The organism is Catonella sp. (genome assembly GCF_057250765.1).
Window position 1 is genome coordinate 44,784 of record NZ_DBHIEC010000013.1, and the last position, 18,550, is coordinate 63,333.

Consider the following 18,550-nt stretch of genomic DNA (forward strand, 5'->3'; position numbering starts at 1 on the left):
TTTTCTCCTTATTTTAAGTTAGTCTACTTAGTAAATATACAACATTAGTATTACTTATTTCAATTGAATTCCCACAATTCACCATTACAACGAAACGAAGTCCAAGTATTTCTATGTAAACATTACCACCTTCTACTGAGTGCTATTATTATCCTCTAACCGACACAATATTCTCTTTTTCTACCAGCCTGTTTATAAAGCCTGTTCTGTCGTAGCCCGCTGGGAACAGCAGCTCAAAATCAACCTTGAGATTGTTGCTGTCTCCTTTTGTTATCTTAATCGCTCTGATTTCTATTTTCTCTTTTGTCAAATACTCTTCAAGCTCTTTTACTGCTCCATCTGATTTTTGCAATACAACTCTTAGATTATCCTGAAAGGCTTCATTTGACAAGAATCTTACCCTGTGGAAAACTACCTGCATTACAAGAATCATCACTGTACTTATGGTGGCAATGAAATACTGTCCTGCCCCCATACTCATTCCCATGCCGGCTGTAGCCCAGATGCCTGCAGCAGTTGTAAGACCACTTACCGAATTATTATTTCTTACAAATATAATTCCCGCACCAAGGAAACCTACTCCACTAACTATCTGAGCAGCAACTCTGGATGCATCAAATTTTTCCATGTCATAAAAACCATATTTTGATACTACCATAATTAGAGCTGCACCAAGTGCCACTATTGCGTGTGTACGCACTCCCGCCAGCTTATTACGATTCTTTCTCTCGAAGCCGATTGCGGCTCCCAAGAGTCCTGCTAGAAGTATTCTTAAAGCAAATTCTCCCTGAAAGATAATCTGATTCCTCAACAAGTCAAGTATAGCGTCCACCTCCTAAAAATAATATCACCATCTAATAATATCGGCAAATATCCATATATTATCAACAAGATTACTAAAATCTTTAAAATAAATCCAAATCAAGCTTTTCAATAACCAGCCTATTATCCATATCAGTGTAACAAAAGATGATACTATCTTTCAAGTAGAATTAGTATAAATTAGTGTTATTTGAAAATAGCAGTATAATTAAAAGTCTCTCCACAACATTTGCAGAGAGACCTATGTATTACTTAATTAAATTATAGAATTAGTTGCCCATCTGAGCTGCAACTTCTTCAGCGAAGTTCTCGCTCTTCTTCTCAAGACCTTCACCAGTCTCAAAACGAACAAAACCTGTAAGAGCCATGTCTGCTCCCTCGGCCTTAGCTACACTATCGATGTAGCTCTGAACTGTCATGCTGCTATCCTTAACATATACCTGGTCAACAAGGCAGATTTCCTTAAGTTCCTTGTTGAGCTGTCCCTGAAGGATGTTCTCAAGAACATTAGCAGGCTTATTAGCCATCTTAGGATCATTTGCTGCCTGAGCCTTAAGAATCTCTAACTCATGGTCAAGATATTCTTTAGAAACGGCATCTCTATTAAGGTATGTAGGGCGCATAGCTGCTATCTGCATAGCTACGTTTCTTGCAGCTTCTTTAATAGCCTCATTAACTACGTTAGTCTTAAGAGCTACAAGTACACCAATTCTGCTGCCGTGGATGTATGACTCAACTAAGCCATCATTCTCTACAAGCACTGCAAATCTTCTGATGTTCATGTTCTCACCGATAACTGCAATCTGCTCTGTAAGAGCTGTCTTAATGGACTTTCCTGCCTCAAACTCTTCCTCAAGGAAAGCCTCTATATCAGCTGCAGCTGTCTTAAGAGCCTTAGCCGCTACCTGATTAGCAAATGTAGTGAACTTCTCATTCTTAGCAACGAAATCAGTCTCAGAGTTAACTTCAACAATTGCTGCACTCTTTCCGTCTTCTGCAACTGCTGCTGCACAAACACCTTCAGCCGCAATTCTCTCAGCCTTCTTAGCAGCCTTCATAAAGCCGTTTTCTCTAAGCCATTCAACTGCCTTATCCATATCTCCGTCAGTTGCACCAAGTGCCTTCTTGCAATCCATCATACCTGAGCCTGTTATTTCACGAAGCTCTTTAACCATAGCTGCTGTAATTGCTGCCATTTTCTCTTCCTCCTATTAATCTTTATCTAAATAACTACCAAATTATTCTTCTGTAGCAACTGCTTCAGCTGCATCACCAACCTGCTCACCCTGATTAGCCTCAATAACAGCATCAGCCATCTTAGCAACGATGAGCTTTACAGCTCTGATAGCATCATCATTACCAGGAATTACATAGGTAAGTTCATCAGGATCACAGTTAGTATCAGCGATACCGATAACAGGAATATCAAGTGTATGTGCTTCCTGAATACAGATTCTTTCCTTCTTAGGGTCTACTACAAAGATTGCGTCAGGAAGCTTCTTCATCTCCTTAATACCGCCAAGGTTCTTCTCAAGTTTCTCCCAAGCCTTCTTTATCTGGATAACTTCCTTCTTAGGAAGTACATCAAATGTGCCGTCTTCGCTCATCTTCTCATACTCTTTAAGCTTTGCGATACGGCTCTTGATTGTCTTAAAGTTAGTAAGCATACCACCAAGCCATCTCTCATTTACATAGTACATACCTGAACGAATAGCCTCATCCTTTACTGCTTCCTGAGCCTGCTTCTTTGTACCAACAAAGAGGATGGTTCCGCCATTAGCTACAATGTTCTTAATAGCCTCATAAGCTGTATCAACCATTCCTACGGACTTCTGTAAATCAATGATGTGGATACCGTTTCTCTCGGTATAGATGTATGGAGCCATCTTAGGGTTCCATCTTCTGGTCTGGTGTCCGAAATGTACACCTGCTTCAAGTAACTGTTTCATTGAAATAACGCTCATTTTTCTACCTCCATGGTTTTTCTTCTGCCTGCTTCAGCGTTTACCTGCCATACCCCTTGGGGCACCATCAGTATAAAACAGACATGATTTAATAGTTAAGGTATTCATAAAAATACCCTGCACATTTTAGCGCAAAGTATATTCTATCACAAAACTGTATATATTGCAAGCACTCTATTAGATTAGTTTAGCTTTCATCATCAGATAACTTCATCAATATATAAGTCTTTTCTCCTTGATAAGTCTATGAAATCGCTACCCGCTACAATCATAGGTTTAGAGAGATAAACCTTATTGGTCATCAGCACTTTGGCCTCACGTCCGTCATTTAAGATAACTCTTGTTCCTATAAAATTATCTGCTATATGCTTAAGGAATACTGTATACATACCGGCATCATACTTCTGTATGCCCTCATCTTCAAACATCCTAATAACCTTGAATGGGCAAATCATGCCTCTGTAAGGTCTCTCAGAAGTAATGGCATCATAAATGTCCACCAAGGCAATCAACCTTGCATAAGGATCAATTTTCTTAGGTGCAAAAGGCATAGGATAGCCTGTTCCGTCAACCTTCTGATGATGTTGAAGGGCTGCATTTAATATATGAGGATTGGCATTCATCTCTTTTAATATCTCATAGCCCGCTACAGGATGATTACAAATGGTTTCATACTCTTCAGCAGTCAATTTCCCAGGCTTTGTAATGATTTCAGACGGAATGGTAAGCTTTCCTATATCATGGTAGAGGCCGCACTGTTGTGCAAGGGCTATTTCCCTCGGAGAGCAGCCCAGCCATTCAGCAAGAAGTCCGGCAAGCAAAGCAACATTGAGGCTGTGTACATAGCAAACATCATCAAATCGGCGTAAGTTTGAAAGCAAGTCAAAGATAGGAAGACTACCTTCCGGCATAATCAAATCTCCCATTATCTTCTTAGCAGTTGTCTCTAAGTCTGCGTCAGGATTGCCATCAACTATACGATTCAATGCACCTCTTAATTTAACAACTCCTGAGGAGAACTTTCCTCTAAAAAGCTTATAGTCAGGACTCTGCTGAACTCTTTCATAATATGAGTACTTCTCATCTGAGTACGATACAGGCTTTGAAAGAGCCTTGTCAAAGTCCTTCTCTTCCTTAACGAACACAAAAGAAACTTCATTTTTCTTGAGTTTTTCTATACTATCATTATCCACTTCTTCTCCAGAAGTGATAAGGAGTAAACCTGCTTTAGTATGTACATCTTTGGCTATAACCATACCGGGTTGCAATTCCCCACATCTTTTTAATACCATAATTATCCCTCATCAAAAGTTATTAGTTATACTTCTATTATACCTATTTTTACAATGATTATCAACCAAAAAAAGACAGATATTGCAATAACGCAATACCTGCCTTAATAGTTTAACTATAAAATTACTTAAGTGTAACCTTAGCGCCTGCCTCTTCAAGCTTAGCCTTGATAGACTCAGCATCTTCCTTAGAAGTAGCTTCCTTGATTACCTTTGGAGCAGCCTCAACTGCTTCCTTAGCTTCCTTAAGACCAAGGCCTGTAAGCTCACGAACAACCTTAATAACCTTAATCTTCTCTGCGCCTACCTCTGTAAGCTCTACATCAAATTCAGTCTTCTCTTCAGCTGCTGCTGCGCCAGCTCCTGCTGCTGCAACTACAACACCTGCTGCTGCAGATACACCAAATTCTTCCTCGCAAGCCTTTACGAGATCGTTTAATTCAAGTACGCTCATGCCCTTAATGGCATCAATAAATTCCTGAGTTGTCATTTTAAATACCTCCATTAAAATTAAATGATTTTTCGGCCAAATCTATGACCACCTGATAACAAAAATTAAGCTTCAGCTCCGTTACCCTTCTCTGCAATCTGCTTAAGCACACGAGCAAAGTTGGTAATAGGTGACTGTAAGCTGCCAAGGAGTTTGGAAATAAGCTCCTCTCTTGAAGGAATGGTTGCAATAACATTCATTCCCTTTGCGTCATAGTAGGTTCCCTCTACAACGCCGGACTTAATCTCAAGCGCCTTAGCCTGCTTTGCAAAATTAGAAATAATTCTTGCAGCAGCAGTAGCATCCTCGTAAGAAAATGCAACAGCTGAAGGTCCTTCTAAGTCCACATCTAACTGTGAAAAATCAGTTCCTTCAAAGGCACGCTTTAAGAGGGTGTTCTTGTATACCTTGTATACAACTCCTGCCTCTCTTAACTCCTTACGGAGCTTTGTGTCCTGCTCAACAGTGAGTCCACGATAGTCAACTAAAACTACAGAGCTTGATTTCTCAACATGTCCCTTAATCTCGTCAACTATTGGCTGTTTGATTTCAACTTTAGGCATAATCTTCCTCCATTCCGAAACACCTGTAGCCTAAAAGGCTGGGATAGAGTGTTTCTAGTAATATCCCTTTACTGCTTGAAGTCAGATGAATTATTGCTTTTACTCAAATAAAAAAGCCTGAAACTGCGAGAGTTCAGACCGTAATATTCCTAAAAATAATTACATCCCTCGGCAGGCGCTTCCACTTACACATCTTAACTGATGTACCTGCTGTCTTCGGCAGCTGTTCTTTACGAACGGTAATATTTATAACATATTGGGAAGATATTGTCAAGCATTAATTAAAAAAGCGTGAAAGCGGTGCTGTAAAGTAAACTTCACTGCCACCACACACGTTTTAAATGTGAAGTGGCAGTATATGCTTTATTTTGAAAACTTTATATTTTTAATATTTATTTCCATTCCGTCCATTTTTATATATAGTTTCTCAGGAAGTTTTTTCTTATCATTTATAGAATGTAATGCATTCATACTTACTTTATTTATTTTTATTTTTGCCTTAAATGTCAGCTTGCCGGAAGCCAATTTCCCTTTTGTTCCGTTCTTGATAAAATCACCATATAAATACTTTTTCCATACATCAGACATTTTCTTATATTCACCTGTCTGAATAGAGTCTGTCATAAGTTTGGCACTCTCATCATTCAAATGAACAGTTGACTCATTCTCTTTATATGTTACTTTACCTGTTTTTAAATTCTTGGTAATTATATAATTCTGCTTTACCTTAGTGTTCTTAATAGTTGATACTCCTGAATATTTCATTGTAACCATTTGTTTCTTAATGTTAAATTTATAATTTATAATAGATTGGGATTTCATTCCACCAAAATCAATTTTACTTACCTGATCCATAGAAACAATATTATACTTATTGACAGCTTTTTCTATGTTCTTATCTAAGCTATCATCATATTTAACTGTCTTTGCCTCAACTTCGAGCGGGGTAATAAACATCGCACAAATGAGTAAAACCATTACCGCAAATATCTTAAATCCTTTGTTCATCTTATTTTTCTCCTGTCTGTGATTTAACCGAATTTCTGTTATTTTGTTAAAGTGTCTCTTGTACTTTACCACATAAGAACCTCTACAGTCAATTATCTTATTCAATTTTAGATTATTGTTCAGAAAGTTTTATATGTCGGATACAAGTATCAAATTCATAAAGCTTCGATGCAAACTTGCTTACAAAAGAATATATTATCTTTTAACACGCAAAAAGACCGGCCACACCCTGACCGGTCATATCCCAATTTGTATAAGCTGGCGACGGGAGTCGGACCCGTGACCTCCGCACTACCAATGCGACGCTCTACCACCTGAGCCACGCCAGCAACACGTTACTCTTTTTAGAGCAACCTTAGACATTCTACTAAATTTTAGCCTAAATGTCAAGTATCATTTTATAAACCTTACTGCCCCTATTATGCCTGCATCATTGCCAAGTTCCGCAGCCTCTAAGACCAGTCCTTCTGCAAAATTAGGCATAACATGACTAAGTACCCTTTCCCTTACCTTATCTACAAAAAGTTCCTTCTGCCCGGATACTCCTCCGCCTAAGATTATCATTTCAGGATTGAAGGTATGAACAAGTCCTACCAGTGCCGCTGATATGTAGTTTATCCATTCATCTACATACTTCATAACCATTTCATTTCCTGCTGCCGCTTCCTTAAATATCCACCTTCCATCAACATCATCAGCTTCAATTCCTTTTATTTCTCCTGAGATAACGGCTTCTTTTACATTTCTTACAAGGGCGCTTGTAGAACCATAGCGCTCTATACAGCCCTTATTGCCACAAGAGCAGTCTTCTCCGTCAACATTGACAGGTATATGGCCTATCTCGCCTGCAAAGCCCTTTCTGCCAAGCAAAATCTTAGAGTCTACTATTATCCCTCCGCCAACTCCTGTACCTATTGTCATAACAACAACATTTTCCTTACCTCTTGCGGCACCCTTCCACATTTCTCCAAGGGCTGCAGCATTGGCATCGTTTAATACAGCAGTCTTTACGCCAAATTCACTCTCAAACCTTGACCTGATGTTAGTACCTTCCCAGTTCTTTATATGTCCTGCAGAACCCTCTACTATGCCAAGCTTAGTGTTTATGCCACCTGTAGCCGACACACCAATTCCCGCAATGTCGGTAAAGTTCTTATTATTTTCTTCCATAAAAAGCCTTGTGCTCTTAACTACAGTTTCAATAATGGGCGTTTCATAATTATCGAATTTTACAGGGTATTCTAAAACCCTGCTTATCAAAGTTCCATCAGCATCTACAAGTCCAAACTTTACTGCTGTACCCCCAATATCAATTCCCAAGAAGATTTTATCAGCCATATTCTTCACCTCCCTATTGGTAGTCTATATTACTCCTCTTTGTACCTTATACCCATTAAAAACAGCCCCTTGGCAGGCAGAGTTGTTCCAAGATGTCCTCTGTCTTTTCTATCTATAATAGCGAGAATGTCTTCAGGTTTTATCTTCCCTTCTCCAACCTTTACCAAAGTACCTGCTATTATTCTTACCATGTTGTAGAGGAAGCCATCTCCCCTAACCCTTATAATCATTCCGTTTCTAATGGTTTCTTCAACATCTATCTGAAACACCGTCCTAACCTTATCTTCCTTGTCAGTCTTAGCCGAACAAAAGGAGGTAAAGTCATGCCTTCCTTCTATAAATGAAGCCGCCCTTTGCATAGCTTTTGTATCTAAACTACGCCTAACATTGTGGCTGTACATTCTATCTGTCGGAAACGGGATTCCAGCCGTATTTATATGATATTCATAGGTCTTATCTATAACGTTCTTCCTCGGATGAAAGTCTGCGGATACTTCAGCGCTTTCCATTATTCTAATACTGTCCGGAAGCTTAGTATTGAGTGCAAGTGCCAATTTCTCTGCGGGAATAGTGGTTTTCGAGTCGAATACAGCCACATTCCCATAGGCGTGAACTCCGGCATCTGTCCTGCTTGCACCCATTGTTACAATATCTTCTTTAAGAAGATTTGACAAAGCCTCATTGACAAAGCCCTCAATTGTAGGTAGTTCAGGTTGATATTGATAGCCACAGTAAGCGGATCCATCATAAGCAACCGTCAGTTTAAATCTCTTCATTACTCAGACTCCAATGTATTTGTTAGCCAGTATATTCACGACTATTATAAGTCCCACATAGGCAAAACAGGTAATATAGGCTACTCCGTCACGCCTCTTATACTTGAGCGGTTTCATCTTGGTTCTGCCTTCTCCACCGTGATAACACCTTGCCTCCATAGCCATAGCAAGGTCAATTGCCCTCCTAAAGGCTGATACAAAAAGAGGAACCAGGATAGGTATGAGTGCTTTTGCCTTTTTGATAAAGCTTCCGCTTTCAAAGTCTGCTCCTCTGGCCGACTGCGCCTTCATTATCTTATCTGTTTCTTCAAGCAGTATAGGTATGAATCTAAGTGCAATTGACATCATCATAGCTATTTCGTGAACAGGTAAACCTATTTTCCCAAATACCGATAATCCTTTTTCCATACCGTCTGTAAGCTGGTTTGGGCTGGTAGTAAGAGTAAGCACAGATGAGCCTATTATAAGAAGTACAAGCCTTATTCCCATAAATATAGCCGTTTTCAGGCCTTCCTCCGTTATCCTCACATTTCCAAATAAATGTATAAGCTCCTTACCCGGAGTTAAAAACATATTGAAGACCACAGTAAACAAGAGCAATATAAATACTGCTCTGAGACCTTTAATTATAAACTTAAAGGGTACTTTTGATAGCTTGATAACTGTACCCAAAAACAAGGCTACCACTATGTAGCCAGTAAAACTGCTGAATAAAAACAGTGATACAATGAAGATAATGGTTCCCGCAAGCTTGACTCTTGGATCAAGCCTGTGTATAACCGAATCTGCAGGATAATACTGCCCTATTGTTATATCTCTAATCATTATACATCCTATCTATGTTAAAACATTCACAATATCAGGCTTTTGATTTTATTACACTCTCTTCAAAGCTCAGTCTTGTAAAGCTTTTATTATACCGTTTTAACCTTTATTTTTGCTATGAAAAGCATTTAATATTTCTTCTTTTGCCTCTTCTACAGTAGAAACATCCGTATCCACATCAAGTCCTAATTCTTTCATAGCCTGCATAACATATGTAATCTGAGGAGCCGATAGTCCCATTCTCTCAAGTTCCTTATAATGCCTGAATACTTCCTTAGGTGTTCCGTCAAATGCGACTTTTCCCGAATTCATGGCTATAATCCTGTCTGCATACTTAGCCACATCTTCCATGCTATGAGAAACTAAAATTACTGTTAGTCCCTCTTCGTGGAGTTTTGCTATCTGGTCTAGGATTTCATCCCTGCCCCTCGGGTCAAGCCCTGCTGTAGGTTCATCCAAGATGAGGATTTCAGGCTTCATAGCCAGAACTCCAGCTATAGCCACCCTTCTCTTCTGTCCTCCTGACAGCTCAAAAGGCGAATCATCATAACATTTTTCAGAAAGCCCTACCTGTTTAATGGCTTCAAAGGCTCGAAAGTCTACCTCAACCTTACTAAGGCCTAAGTTCTTAGGACCAAACTTCACATCTTCGAGCACAGTTGTCTCAAAAAGCTGATGCTCCGGGTACTGAAACACCAGTCCTACTCTGCTTCTAAGACTCTTCATATTGAAGTCTTTATCGTAGATGTCCTGTCCGTCAAAATATATGGCTCCACTCGTTGCCTTTTCAAGTCCGTTAAAATGCTGGATAAGGGTTGATTTCCCAGAGCCAGTATGCCCTATGATTCCGATAAATTCACCTTTATTTATAGTCAGGCTTACATCATCAAGAGCCTTTTTTTCGTAGGCTGTGCCGGGGCTATATACATAACTAATATGATCTGCTATGAGTAACATTTTTTGATAGCCTCCCTAAATTCTTCAACTGTGAGCACTGTTTCATCTATAGGAACTCCACTTTTCTTAAGTTCATAGGCAAGCTTTGTCACCTGAGGCACATCAAGCCTGTAGTTTTCAAGTCTTTCAACCTCGGAAAAGACTTCTCTTGGAGTGCCCTGTAGCACCACCTTTCCCTCTTCCATAACAAAGACCTTATCGGCATCTATAACCTCATCCATATAGTGAGTGATGAGGATGATGGTTATATTTTCATTTTTATTTAACTTATGAACTGTTTTAAGTACCTCTTTTCGTCCTATAGGATCAAGCATGGCCGTAGGTTCATCAAGTACTATGCACTTTGGCCTCATTGCCATTATTCCTGCAATTGCAACCCTCTGCTTCTGACCACCTGACAGCTTATTAGGGGAGTGCTTGGCATAACCTGACATCCCCACTGCTGCAAGGCTGTCCTTTACCCTTGTATGTATTTCTTCAGTTGGAACACCCATATTCTCAGGACCAAAGCCAACATCCTCTTCTACAACAGAAGCAATTATCTGATTATCAGGATTTTGAAATACCATGCCTGCACTTTGTCTTATATTTAACAAATTATTTACGTCCCTGGTATCAAAGCCATTTACCCACACTGTGCCCTCAGTAGGTACAAGCAGGGCATTAAGGTGCTTGGCAAGTGTTGATTTACCGGAGCCATTATGCCCTAAAATTGCAATAAAATCCCCCTCAGAAACCTCAAGCTCTACACCATCTATAGCACGCTCTATCTCTTCTGTATTTCCTTCTTCGTCCCGTCTTATATACTCAAATACAAGATTTTTAATATCTATTATTCCCATTTAGTCATCCTTTTCATCTTACAGACCTTTATTCAATCTGTATCGATGAAAGTATAACACAAATCTTCTAAAATGATAAGCATAATTATTATTATTCTCTAACTCCCTTAAGAGCCTGCAATGACTGGTCATGTAGTGCATCTTTTTCAAGCTTGTTTCTGCCTACATATTCATTGTAAAGCACGTCTATCAATAACAGCATAGGAAACTGCGGGGAAATGGTATTTCCTGAATTAAGATGTTGTAGTGAGGCAACAAGTACCACTTCATCGCAGTATTTCTTAAACTCACCATTGTCAGATGATGTAAATAGAACAACTGCAGCTTTCTTCTCTTTTGCCTTTTTTAGCAAATACAGCACAGGTTCAGTCTCACCACTCAAAGAAAAGCCCATAACAAGGTGCTTAGAGGTCAAAAATGGTGCCTGCATCCTCATCCTGTCAGGGTGGTCAAGACTGTCAATGTCAACCCCTATACGCATAAAGCGGCTTTCCATTTCCTTCACCGCATATCCGTTACTTCCAAGTCCAAAGACTATCAACCTGCTTTTTTCGTATAAGAGATTCACCAACCTCGCTATCTGTGTTTCATCCATTAGGTTGTAGGTTTTATTTAACAATTCCTGATAGCTTTCATATACTGTCTTTGCAGCCTTGGTCTCCTTTTTTTCTACGAAAGTTTCCTTATATTCGTATACAAACTCCCTATATCCGTTGAATCCACATTTTTTAGCAAATCTTGAAAGGGAGGCATTGGATACAAACAAGGTTTCTGTCATATTTTTTGCAGATAAGTCTATATTATCAGTATTATTTAGAAAAAAATCCGCAATCCCCTTTTCAGCCTGAGTAAATGTGTTATATCTTGACTCTATTATAGGGAGCAGGGATTTTGAATAAAATGCCATATATTACTCCTTACTAAATCAAACTAATTATTATCAGCTAATTTTAATATATCTGCTATTTTTTTTGCAAGCTTTTTGTGACTGTCTGCATCCAAGTGCATATAATCAATATTATTCATCTGTGCAAACTCTCCGGCATCAATATAAAAGCAGCCTTCCATTCTAGCGTGAACTTCATATAGTGCTGCCAGCTTATGGGATTTGTCTGAACATCTTCCCATCTCTCCTGCAAATACTGCTGTCTCACAGCCCTTTTCCATAGGAGGAGGTGCTATTACTATTATCTGTGGTTTTGAAACCCATACATCAAGAGATTTGGCAGCTCTTATTAATCTTCTTACACCATCAGCTATATTCTGAGGGGTAGCACCAAATCTCTCTTTACAGTCATTGGTGCCTAGCATGATTGTAAGCCATTCAAGCCTTGAATTGGTGTTAAGACAGGGTGTAAGGTATTTGAGTCCATTTAAGCCATCGTTTAACGGATCATCAAACACAGAAGTTCTTCCGCAAAGCCCCTCTTCAACTATTATATATTCATCTTTTAAGATGTCCTGCAATACTCCCGTATAGCGTATATCTCTTCCAAATCTATCTCCCGTATGAGCATCATAACCCCAGGTATTGGAATCTCCAAAGCATACTATTCTTCTTTCCTGCATAATTCCTCCCCTATATCCCAATAAGATTGCTACGGATTTGCCTGCCAAAGCCCGGCAAAATCTTCTTAATACAGATACTTTGCCAAAATAGCTGTCAGCTACACTAAGCAATTGTATGTTAATTTGAAAAACATCCGCAAAGTACCGTAACCGGATAAACCTAGCCCCGATATTTGCAGATGTTTAGTGATTAAAATCTAACTTTAAAAGTTGCCTTTCTTATAGTTTCAGGCTTATCAGTCATTATTCCCGGTTTATGACCGTCCTGTGGCAGGCAAAGCAAAAAATCTCCTGCATAAAGATTAACTGTTCCAATAGGCTCCCCGTAAAGAGTCATAATATCAGGCTTATACTCTCCAGCTTCCATATTGGCAGTGATACAGAAGTCAATTCTTTCACTGCCACGTACTATATAATGTATATCGCAGTAATCCTTATGTGCCTCAAATGCCCTTTCTTCTACCGGAGCAGTAGTAAATTCCATGAGGTTTACAAAGACATTATCTCCGTCTATGTCATATCTTTTAAGCTCCATTGAAGCTAGGTCGTTGTTTTTTACAAATTCAAAGCACTTCCTAAATTTTTCCTGTAAAAACTCATACTGCTCAGGATATTTAATGTTTCCAAAAACCATAGCTATCTCCTTTTAGCAGAATTTTTCTCTTGCTTCCCTAATCATCTTAGCTGCCTCTTCAACAACAACTATATCCTCTTTATTTAATTCATAAAGAGGTGCTCTTACGCTTCCTATATCGAGCTTCTCATTTATTCTAAGTATCTCCTTGATGACTCCATACATATTGCCGGTTGCAGAACACATTTTATATATTACCTCATTGGCTGCGTACTGTACTTCCCTAGCCTTATCAAACTCACCCTTTTTAACAAGTTCATCCATCCTTAAAAAGAGCTCAGGCATAACACCGTAGGTTCCACCAATTCCACCTTCTGCTCCAATAATCCTTCCACTTATAAACTGCTCGTCAGGCCCGTTGAAAATGATGTAATCCTCTCCTGCTGCTGCCTTGAACATCTGGATATCCTGTACAGGCATTGATGAATTCTTAACGCCAATTACATTTTTATTATTACGCATAGTCTCAAAGAGTTTTCCTGTAAGTGCCACCCCCGCAAGCTGAGGAATATTGTAAATAACGAAGTCTGTATGTGGTGCAGCGCTGCTTATATCATTCCAGTACTTTGCTATAGCATATTCCGGAAGTCTAAAGTAAATCGGAGGGATAGCAGCAATAGCATCTACTCCAAGTTTCTCCGAATGAGCCGCAAGCTCCATAGAATCCTTTGTATTGTTGCAGGCTACATGGTTTATGACAGTTAACTTACCCTTAGCCACTTCCATTACACTCTCTATAACAAGCTTTCTATCTGCCACACTCTGATATATACATTCTCCAGAGGAACCGTTTACATAGATTCCTTTGACACCCTTTTTAATGAAATACTCTGTAAGAGCCTTTACTCTTTCGGAGCTAGTTTCTCCTTTTTCATCATAGCAAGCGTAAAATGCAGGTATTATCCCTTTGTATTTATCTAAATTTCTCATTTTAATTTCCTTCTTTCTTAAAATAATTAAATCTAATCACTATCGGCGTAACAGGTTCTTAATTCCGGTTACGCCAGTTACATACAATTATTAGCTTATTAACCCTTTACAGCACCCATAGCTATACCCCTTGTAAAATACTTCTGGAATAATAAGAATACCATAAGGATTGGAATAGATGCAAGGGATGCGCCTGCCATAATAAGACCAAAATCAGTAGCATTTTCTGCCTGTAACTTAGCTATACCAAGTGATATGGTTAAGTTGTTCTTTGAGCTGAGCATAATGAGCTGCATAAAATAATCATTCCAGCTATTGATAAAAGTAAAGATTGCAAGAGCACCTATACCCGGCTTAACCATAGGAAGTACTATCTGAATAAAGGTCTTAGCCTCATTTGCTCCATCTATCCTAGCTGCTTCAAGCATTTCAGTAGGCACTCCTTCCGAAAACTGTTTCATAAGGAAGACTCCGAAAGGCCAACCAACAGTTGGGAAGATGACTGCCCATATCGTGTTGTAAAGTCCAAGTGAAGACATTTCACGAAGCAGAGGTATGAGAATAACCTGCTTAGGAAGCGCCATAGCTGCTACTATGAGGGAGAAAAGAAGTATTCTTCCACGAAAACGCTTCTTCGCCAAGGCATAGCCAGCCATAGCTGCCGTAATACAAGTAAGTGCCATAGCTGCCACTGCCATAAATACAGTATTAAGTAGCCATCTGATGGAAGCTGCCACCTCAGGACCACTTAGTGAGCCAAGCTCGAATATAGGTGCCTTCTGCTTAGAAAATAGCTTTTGAAAGTTTGTCATCACCCACTCGCTTGGAAACCAAACAGGAGAAGTAGCGTTTATTTCCGCAGGAGTCTTAAATGCTCCCGTAATTATCCAATACAATGGAAAGGTAAAAAGTATGGCAAGTATTGTAAGCACAACCAGACAAAATATTTTGTAAGGTGTCATCTTTTTAATACCTGAACCACCAAAATCTACATTTTTATTCTTTTTCATTTTCTACCTCTTTCTCGCTGCAAAGAATTGAACTGCTGAAAGTAAGCCGATGAATATAGCAAGTACTACTCCCATTGCATTACCGTAACCATACTTATAAAGCTTAAAAGCTGTATAATAGATATAGTACATTACTGTATCAGTGCTGTGGTTAGGTCCACCTGATGTAAGCAGCTGGATGAGAGCAAAGCACTGGAAGCTGTTGATAGTTGTAATTACTAAAATATAAAGAGTAGTAGGCATAATATTGGCCCATTTAATCCTCCAAAATATCTGGAAAGGTGTTGCACCATCCACCTGTGCCGCCTCTATAAAGGATAGGTCCACGTTGCCGAGAGCTGCTACATAAAGGACTATAGGCTGGCCTACAGAGGTAGTAAAAAGTATGAGGATGATGCACCAAAGCGCAAATCTCTCATCTCCAAGCCAGTTGATATTTTTATCAATAATTCCTGTTGCCTTTCCCAAATAGTTGGCTACTCCGTAGTAATTGTTAAATATCCATTTCCAAACCACGGTAACAGCAACTGAACCGGTTACGACAGGAAGATAGAATATTACTCTGAATATCGAAAGTAGCTTCCCATTCATATTATAAATGGCAGAAGATACCCAGAGCGAAAATATTGCCACTACAGGAACTGAAACAACAACTATTAAAAAGGTATTGGCAAGTGCCTTTAAGAATACCTTATCAGTGAAAAGATTAGTATAGTTGTCAAACCCTATGAATACATCTTTTACATCCTTGCCCATTGTAGAATCGAAGAAACTCGTATATATGCAAATAAACATCGGTACTATAACGAATCCTACAAAGAAAATAAGACTTGGAAGTAAGAAAAGATAGGCATTTCTTGTTTCTCTTGCGGCAAGAACCTTACTCCTTGCCGAAACTGTATTTGCTCTCAAAACAGTTTCCTCACTTTCTAATATTATTATAGGTCTGTGACCTATAGAGTGAATAATTATAATTTGCTATTTTACAAAAGATGCCATAGACGCGTTCAGACTGCAGCATAACTTAGTTTGCTCTTTAATCTGAGTATTCCGCGGTCTATGGCACGATTTACGTTCTAAAGACTATAGTTTTTATTATTATTATTTTGCAGCTGCTGCATTAGCTTCCTTGTTGCACTCAGTTACAACTGTCTTGATGTCATCACCTGCTCCAACCTTCTGAAGCATATTCCACCAAGCTGTACGTGTCTCAGGCCATCCCTTTGTTACCTGATAGTAGTCACCCATGTTAGGCATGAAGTTTGTAGTAAACATAGACATTGTATCAGCAATATCAGTTCCTGCATAAACATCTGTTAACTGGCTGTGTACCGGGAAGAATCCTGAAGCCTTTACAGACTCCTTAACCTGGTCTGCATCATTTGCCATAAAGTCGATGAAAGTCTTAGCTGCCTTAATCTTAGCCTCGTCCTTATTATCGAATATACCAAATCCCCAGATACCGCCGCAAAGCTTAGCGTTTCCATCTTCTGATGGGAACTGCATAGGAAGAATCTCAGCTCCGTCATTAGTGGTTCCTGCTGCTGCATTGTCCGCGTTGTTCTGCTGTGAAGCATTCCAGCAGAGTGATACAGCGAGAGTTCCATTACGGAAGAGTGTAATCTCATCTCCACCTGCTATAGAAGGATCGAAGTTAACACCCTTTGTATTCTTAAGTGTCTCAAGCGCCTTGATGTTCTTTTCATCATCTATTGTATACTGTATGTGCTCAGCATTGGTAAAAGTACCACCATAGAGGTTGTTTACAAGGGCTCTAGTACCCTGGTCACCACCCTGTCCGCTGCAGTAAACTGCAAGTACATTTTCCTGTCCTTTTTTCTGTACGGCATCTACAGCTTTAAGGAAGTTCTCAGTTGTCCATGTATGTTTTTCAGCATCAAGGTACTTAAGAGCATCTGCTTCTTCAAATACCTTTTTGTTTATTGCCATACAATGTGCAACCATGCAAAGTGGATACTCATAGTATTTACCATCTGAACCCTTGCAGGCCGCTGTAACATTCTCATAGAAGTCTTTTGAAGCATCTGTATAAAGGTCTGAAAGGTCAACCATAAGTCCCTTTGCACCCCAGTTAGCTACAAGTCTTTCAGGTCCTTCCATAACGATGTCAGGAGCCTGTCCGCCTTCAATAGCTGTATTTACCTGGTCATCACCATTGGTATAATCAAGGTACTCAACACTTACGCTAATGTCAGGATATTTAGCGTTGAAACTCTGAAGAAGTCCATCAACTGTTGCAGAATCACCCCATTTACCAATTGGATATGTCCAAAGGGTAATAGCTGTCTTCTCCCCTGCAGCTGAAGTTGTCTTAGCAGCACTACCAGGATTGCTTGCTGTACTTGAAGCCTTTGCAGATGAAGTAGCTGTTGATGTCTTTGTACTTGTGTTATTGTCAGCAGGCTTTGAACATCCAATAAGGGATGTCGCCATAATAGCAGCAAGTGCAAGTGATGTTACTTTTTTCAATTTCATTTTTCATTCCTCCTTAGAAATGTCTTTTTATTATTTCACAGTTGCTAATGCCTCTGTAAAAGATTTCGTAATGAGCTGTGGTCTCGTGATAATAGAGCCGACTACTACGCTGAAGGCTCCAAGTTCTATTACTCTTTTTGCCTTTTCAGGGGTGCTTACATTTCCCTCAGCAATTACAGGATGCTTCGCATGTTTAATGATTTCACGAAGTATCAAAAAGTCATTATCCGCAATTTTAAGATGCTCGCTCTGCTTTGTATAACCCACCATAGTTGGACTTACAAAGTCAAATCCAATCTCGTCTGCGTGAAGTGCTTCCTCAACCGTAGAACAATCTGCCATAAATAACTGATTAGGAAACTTTGCCTTAACTTCCTTAAAGAACTCATCTATTGTAAGTCCTCCCGGTCTCTTGCTGATGGTCGCATCCATAGCGATTATCTCAGGTCTAACCTCCATAAGTTCTTCAATCTCTTTCATAGTAGGGGTTATATACACATCAGAGCCTTCATAATCTCTTTTGACTATACCGATTATAGGAAGGTCGACATTCTTCTGTATCTCTGCTATATCTTCTTTAGTATTGGCTCTAATCCCTGCTGCTCCACCTTCCTTTGCTGCAAGAGCCATCCTTCCCATTATAAATGATGAGTGAAGAGGCTCGTGCGGAAGTGCCTGACAGGACACTATAAGTTTACCTCTAAGCGATTCTATTCTCTCGTTCATAATCTGCCCTTCTGTTTTACATTTCATTTATAATTCGTATTATAGCTTAATTAAAATTATTTTCAATATTAATCATTGATTATGAAAATATTTTCAATAACTTATATTTCCTTGGTTATTTTAGTTGATTTTACGATAATATTTTGTGCAATATGCACAAGACAAAGAAAGTATTTTCAACAAGATATTATTATAAGAAAATGTTTTCATAGTTTCATAATCAACTTTCTGACAGATTTGCTGAAACTTAACTTGGAATGGTATTTGCAAATATCTCTAAATTTTTTTGCAACCATAATGCACAAGTT

Annotated in this window: 20 protein-coding genes, 1 tRNA gene and 1 other annotated feature; all 21 genes read right to left on the minus strand. The window is 39.2% G+C overall.

The features are described 5' to 3' along the window. Window positions 1-148: 148 nt before the first annotated feature. Complete coding sequence (locus tag ACO6HM_RS08005; protein ID WP_485390552.1) at window positions 149-811, minus strand: MgtC/SapB family protein; 663 nt, start codon at window positions 809-811, stop codon at window positions 149-151. A gap of 280 nt (window positions 812-1,091) precedes the next feature. After that, complete coding sequence (gene tsf, locus ACO6HM_RS08010; protein WP_485390553.1) at window positions 1,092-2,018, minus strand: translation elongation factor Ts; 927 nt, start codon at window positions 2,016-2,018, stop codon at window positions 1,092-1,094. A gap of 42 nt (window positions 2,019-2,060) precedes the next feature. After that, entirely contained in the window at window positions 2,061-2,786 is a 726-nt protein-coding gene (gene rpsB, locus ACO6HM_RS08015) for a 30S ribosomal protein S2 (RefSeq protein WP_485390554.1), read from the minus strand. Between the two features lie 200 nt (window positions 2,787-2,986). After that, on the minus strand, window positions 2,987-4,078 hold the full coding sequence (locus ACO6HM_RS08020; protein WP_485390555.1) for an HD-GYP domain-containing protein: 1,092 nt from the start codon (window positions 4,076-4,078) through the stop codon (window positions 2,987-2,989). 124 nt (window positions 4,079-4,202) lie between these two features. Then, window positions 4,203-4,568: a 50S ribosomal protein L7/L12 gene (rplL, locus tag ACO6HM_RS08025; protein ID WP_208429114.1), complete on the minus strand. Its 366-nt coding sequence runs from the start codon at window positions 4,566-4,568 to the stop codon at window positions 4,203-4,205. Between the two features lie 65 nt (window positions 4,569-4,633). Next, a complete protein-coding gene (gene rplJ, locus ACO6HM_RS08030; protein ID WP_485390556.1) occupies window positions 4,634-5,131 on the minus strand; it encodes a 50S ribosomal protein L10 in 498 nt (165 codons plus the stop codon). A gap of 100 nt (window positions 5,132-5,231) precedes the next feature. Next, window positions 5,232-5,369 (minus strand) — a sequence feature (ribosomal protein L10 leader region). Between the two features lie 125 nt (window positions 5,370-5,494). Continuing rightward, entirely contained in the window at window positions 5,495-6,139 is a 645-nt protein-coding gene (locus ACO6HM_RS08035) for a hypothetical protein (RefSeq protein WP_485390557.1), read from the minus strand. A gap of 256 nt (window positions 6,140-6,395) precedes the next feature. Further along, window positions 6,396-6,468 (minus strand) — tRNA-Thr (locus tag ACO6HM_RS08040). Window positions 6,469-6,532: 64 nt separating this feature from the next. Continuing rightward, a complete protein-coding gene (locus ACO6HM_RS08045; RefSeq protein ID WP_485390558.1) occupies window positions 6,533-7,477 on the minus strand; it encodes an ROK family protein in 945 nt (314 codons plus the stop codon). 29 nt (window positions 7,478-7,506) lie between these two features. Further along, window positions 7,507-8,253: a tRNA pseudouridine(38-40) synthase TruA gene (gene truA / locus ACO6HM_RS08050; RefSeq protein WP_485390559.1), complete on the minus strand. Its 747-nt coding sequence runs from the start codon at window positions 8,251-8,253 to the stop codon at window positions 7,507-7,509. 3 nt (window positions 8,254-8,256) lie between these two features. Continuing rightward, on the minus strand, window positions 8,257-9,078 hold the full coding sequence (locus ACO6HM_RS08055; RefSeq protein WP_485390560.1) for an energy-coupling factor transporter transmembrane component T family protein: 822 nt from the start codon (window positions 9,076-9,078) through the stop codon (window positions 8,257-8,259). Window positions 9,079-9,177: 99 nt separating this feature from the next. After that, the gene (locus ACO6HM_RS08060) at window positions 9,178-10,035 is read right to left on the minus strand and encodes an energy-coupling factor transporter ATPase (protein ID WP_485390561.1); all 858 of its coding nucleotides are present in this window, start codon (window positions 10,033-10,035) and stop codon (window positions 9,178-9,180) included. Next, window positions 10,023-10,877 carry an energy-coupling factor transporter ATPase gene (locus ACO6HM_RS08065; protein WP_485390562.1) on the minus strand — a complete coding sequence of 285 codons (855 nt, stop codon included), beginning with the start codon at window positions 10,875-10,877 and terminating at the stop codon, window positions 10,023-10,025. The genes ACO6HM_RS08060 and ACO6HM_RS08065 overlap by 13 nt, the downstream gene beginning before the upstream one ends. 91 nt (window positions 10,878-10,968) lie before the next feature. Next, a complete protein-coding gene (locus ACO6HM_RS08070) occupies window positions 10,969-11,784 on the minus strand; it encodes a MurR/RpiR family transcriptional regulator (RefSeq protein WP_485390563.1) in 816 nt (271 codons plus the stop codon). A gap of 23 nt (window positions 11,785-11,807) precedes the next feature. Beyond that, window positions 11,808-12,446, minus strand: coding sequence for a GDSL-type esterase/lipase family protein (locus ACO6HM_RS08075; RefSeq protein WP_485378725.1), 639 nt, complete (start codon window positions 12,444-12,446; stop codon window positions 11,808-11,810). Between the two features lie 190 nt (window positions 12,447-12,636). Then, on the minus strand, window positions 12,637-13,080 hold the full coding sequence (locus ACO6HM_RS08080) for a NanQ anomerase/TabA/YiaL family protein (protein ID WP_485390564.1): 444 nt from the start codon (window positions 13,078-13,080) through the stop codon (window positions 12,637-12,639). A 12-nt stretch (window positions 13,081-13,092) separates the two neighbouring features. Beyond that, window positions 13,093-14,010, minus strand: coding sequence for a dihydrodipicolinate synthase family protein (locus ACO6HM_RS08085; RefSeq protein WP_485390565.1), 918 nt, complete (start codon window positions 14,008-14,010; stop codon window positions 13,093-13,095). Window positions 14,011-14,108: 98 nt separating this feature from the next. Further along, entirely contained in the window at window positions 14,109-14,972 is an 864-nt protein-coding gene (locus ACO6HM_RS08090) for a carbohydrate ABC transporter permease (RefSeq protein WP_485390588.1), read from the minus strand. A 51-nt stretch (window positions 14,973-15,023) separates the two neighbouring features. Beyond that, a complete protein-coding gene (locus ACO6HM_RS08095) occupies window positions 15,024-15,932 on the minus strand; it encodes a carbohydrate ABC transporter permease (protein ID WP_485381198.1) in 909 nt (302 codons plus the stop codon). A 189-nt stretch (window positions 15,933-16,121) separates the two neighbouring features. Next, a complete protein-coding gene (locus ACO6HM_RS08100; RefSeq protein ID WP_485390566.1) occupies window positions 16,122-17,516 on the minus strand; it encodes an ABC transporter substrate-binding protein in 1,395 nt (464 codons plus the stop codon). Between the two features lie 30 nt (window positions 17,517-17,546). Continuing rightward, a complete protein-coding gene (locus tag ACO6HM_RS08105; protein ID WP_485390567.1) occupies window positions 17,547-18,242 on the minus strand; it encodes an N-acetylmannosamine-6-phosphate 2-epimerase in 696 nt (231 codons plus the stop codon). Between the last annotated feature and the right edge of the window lie 308 nt (window positions 18,243-18,550).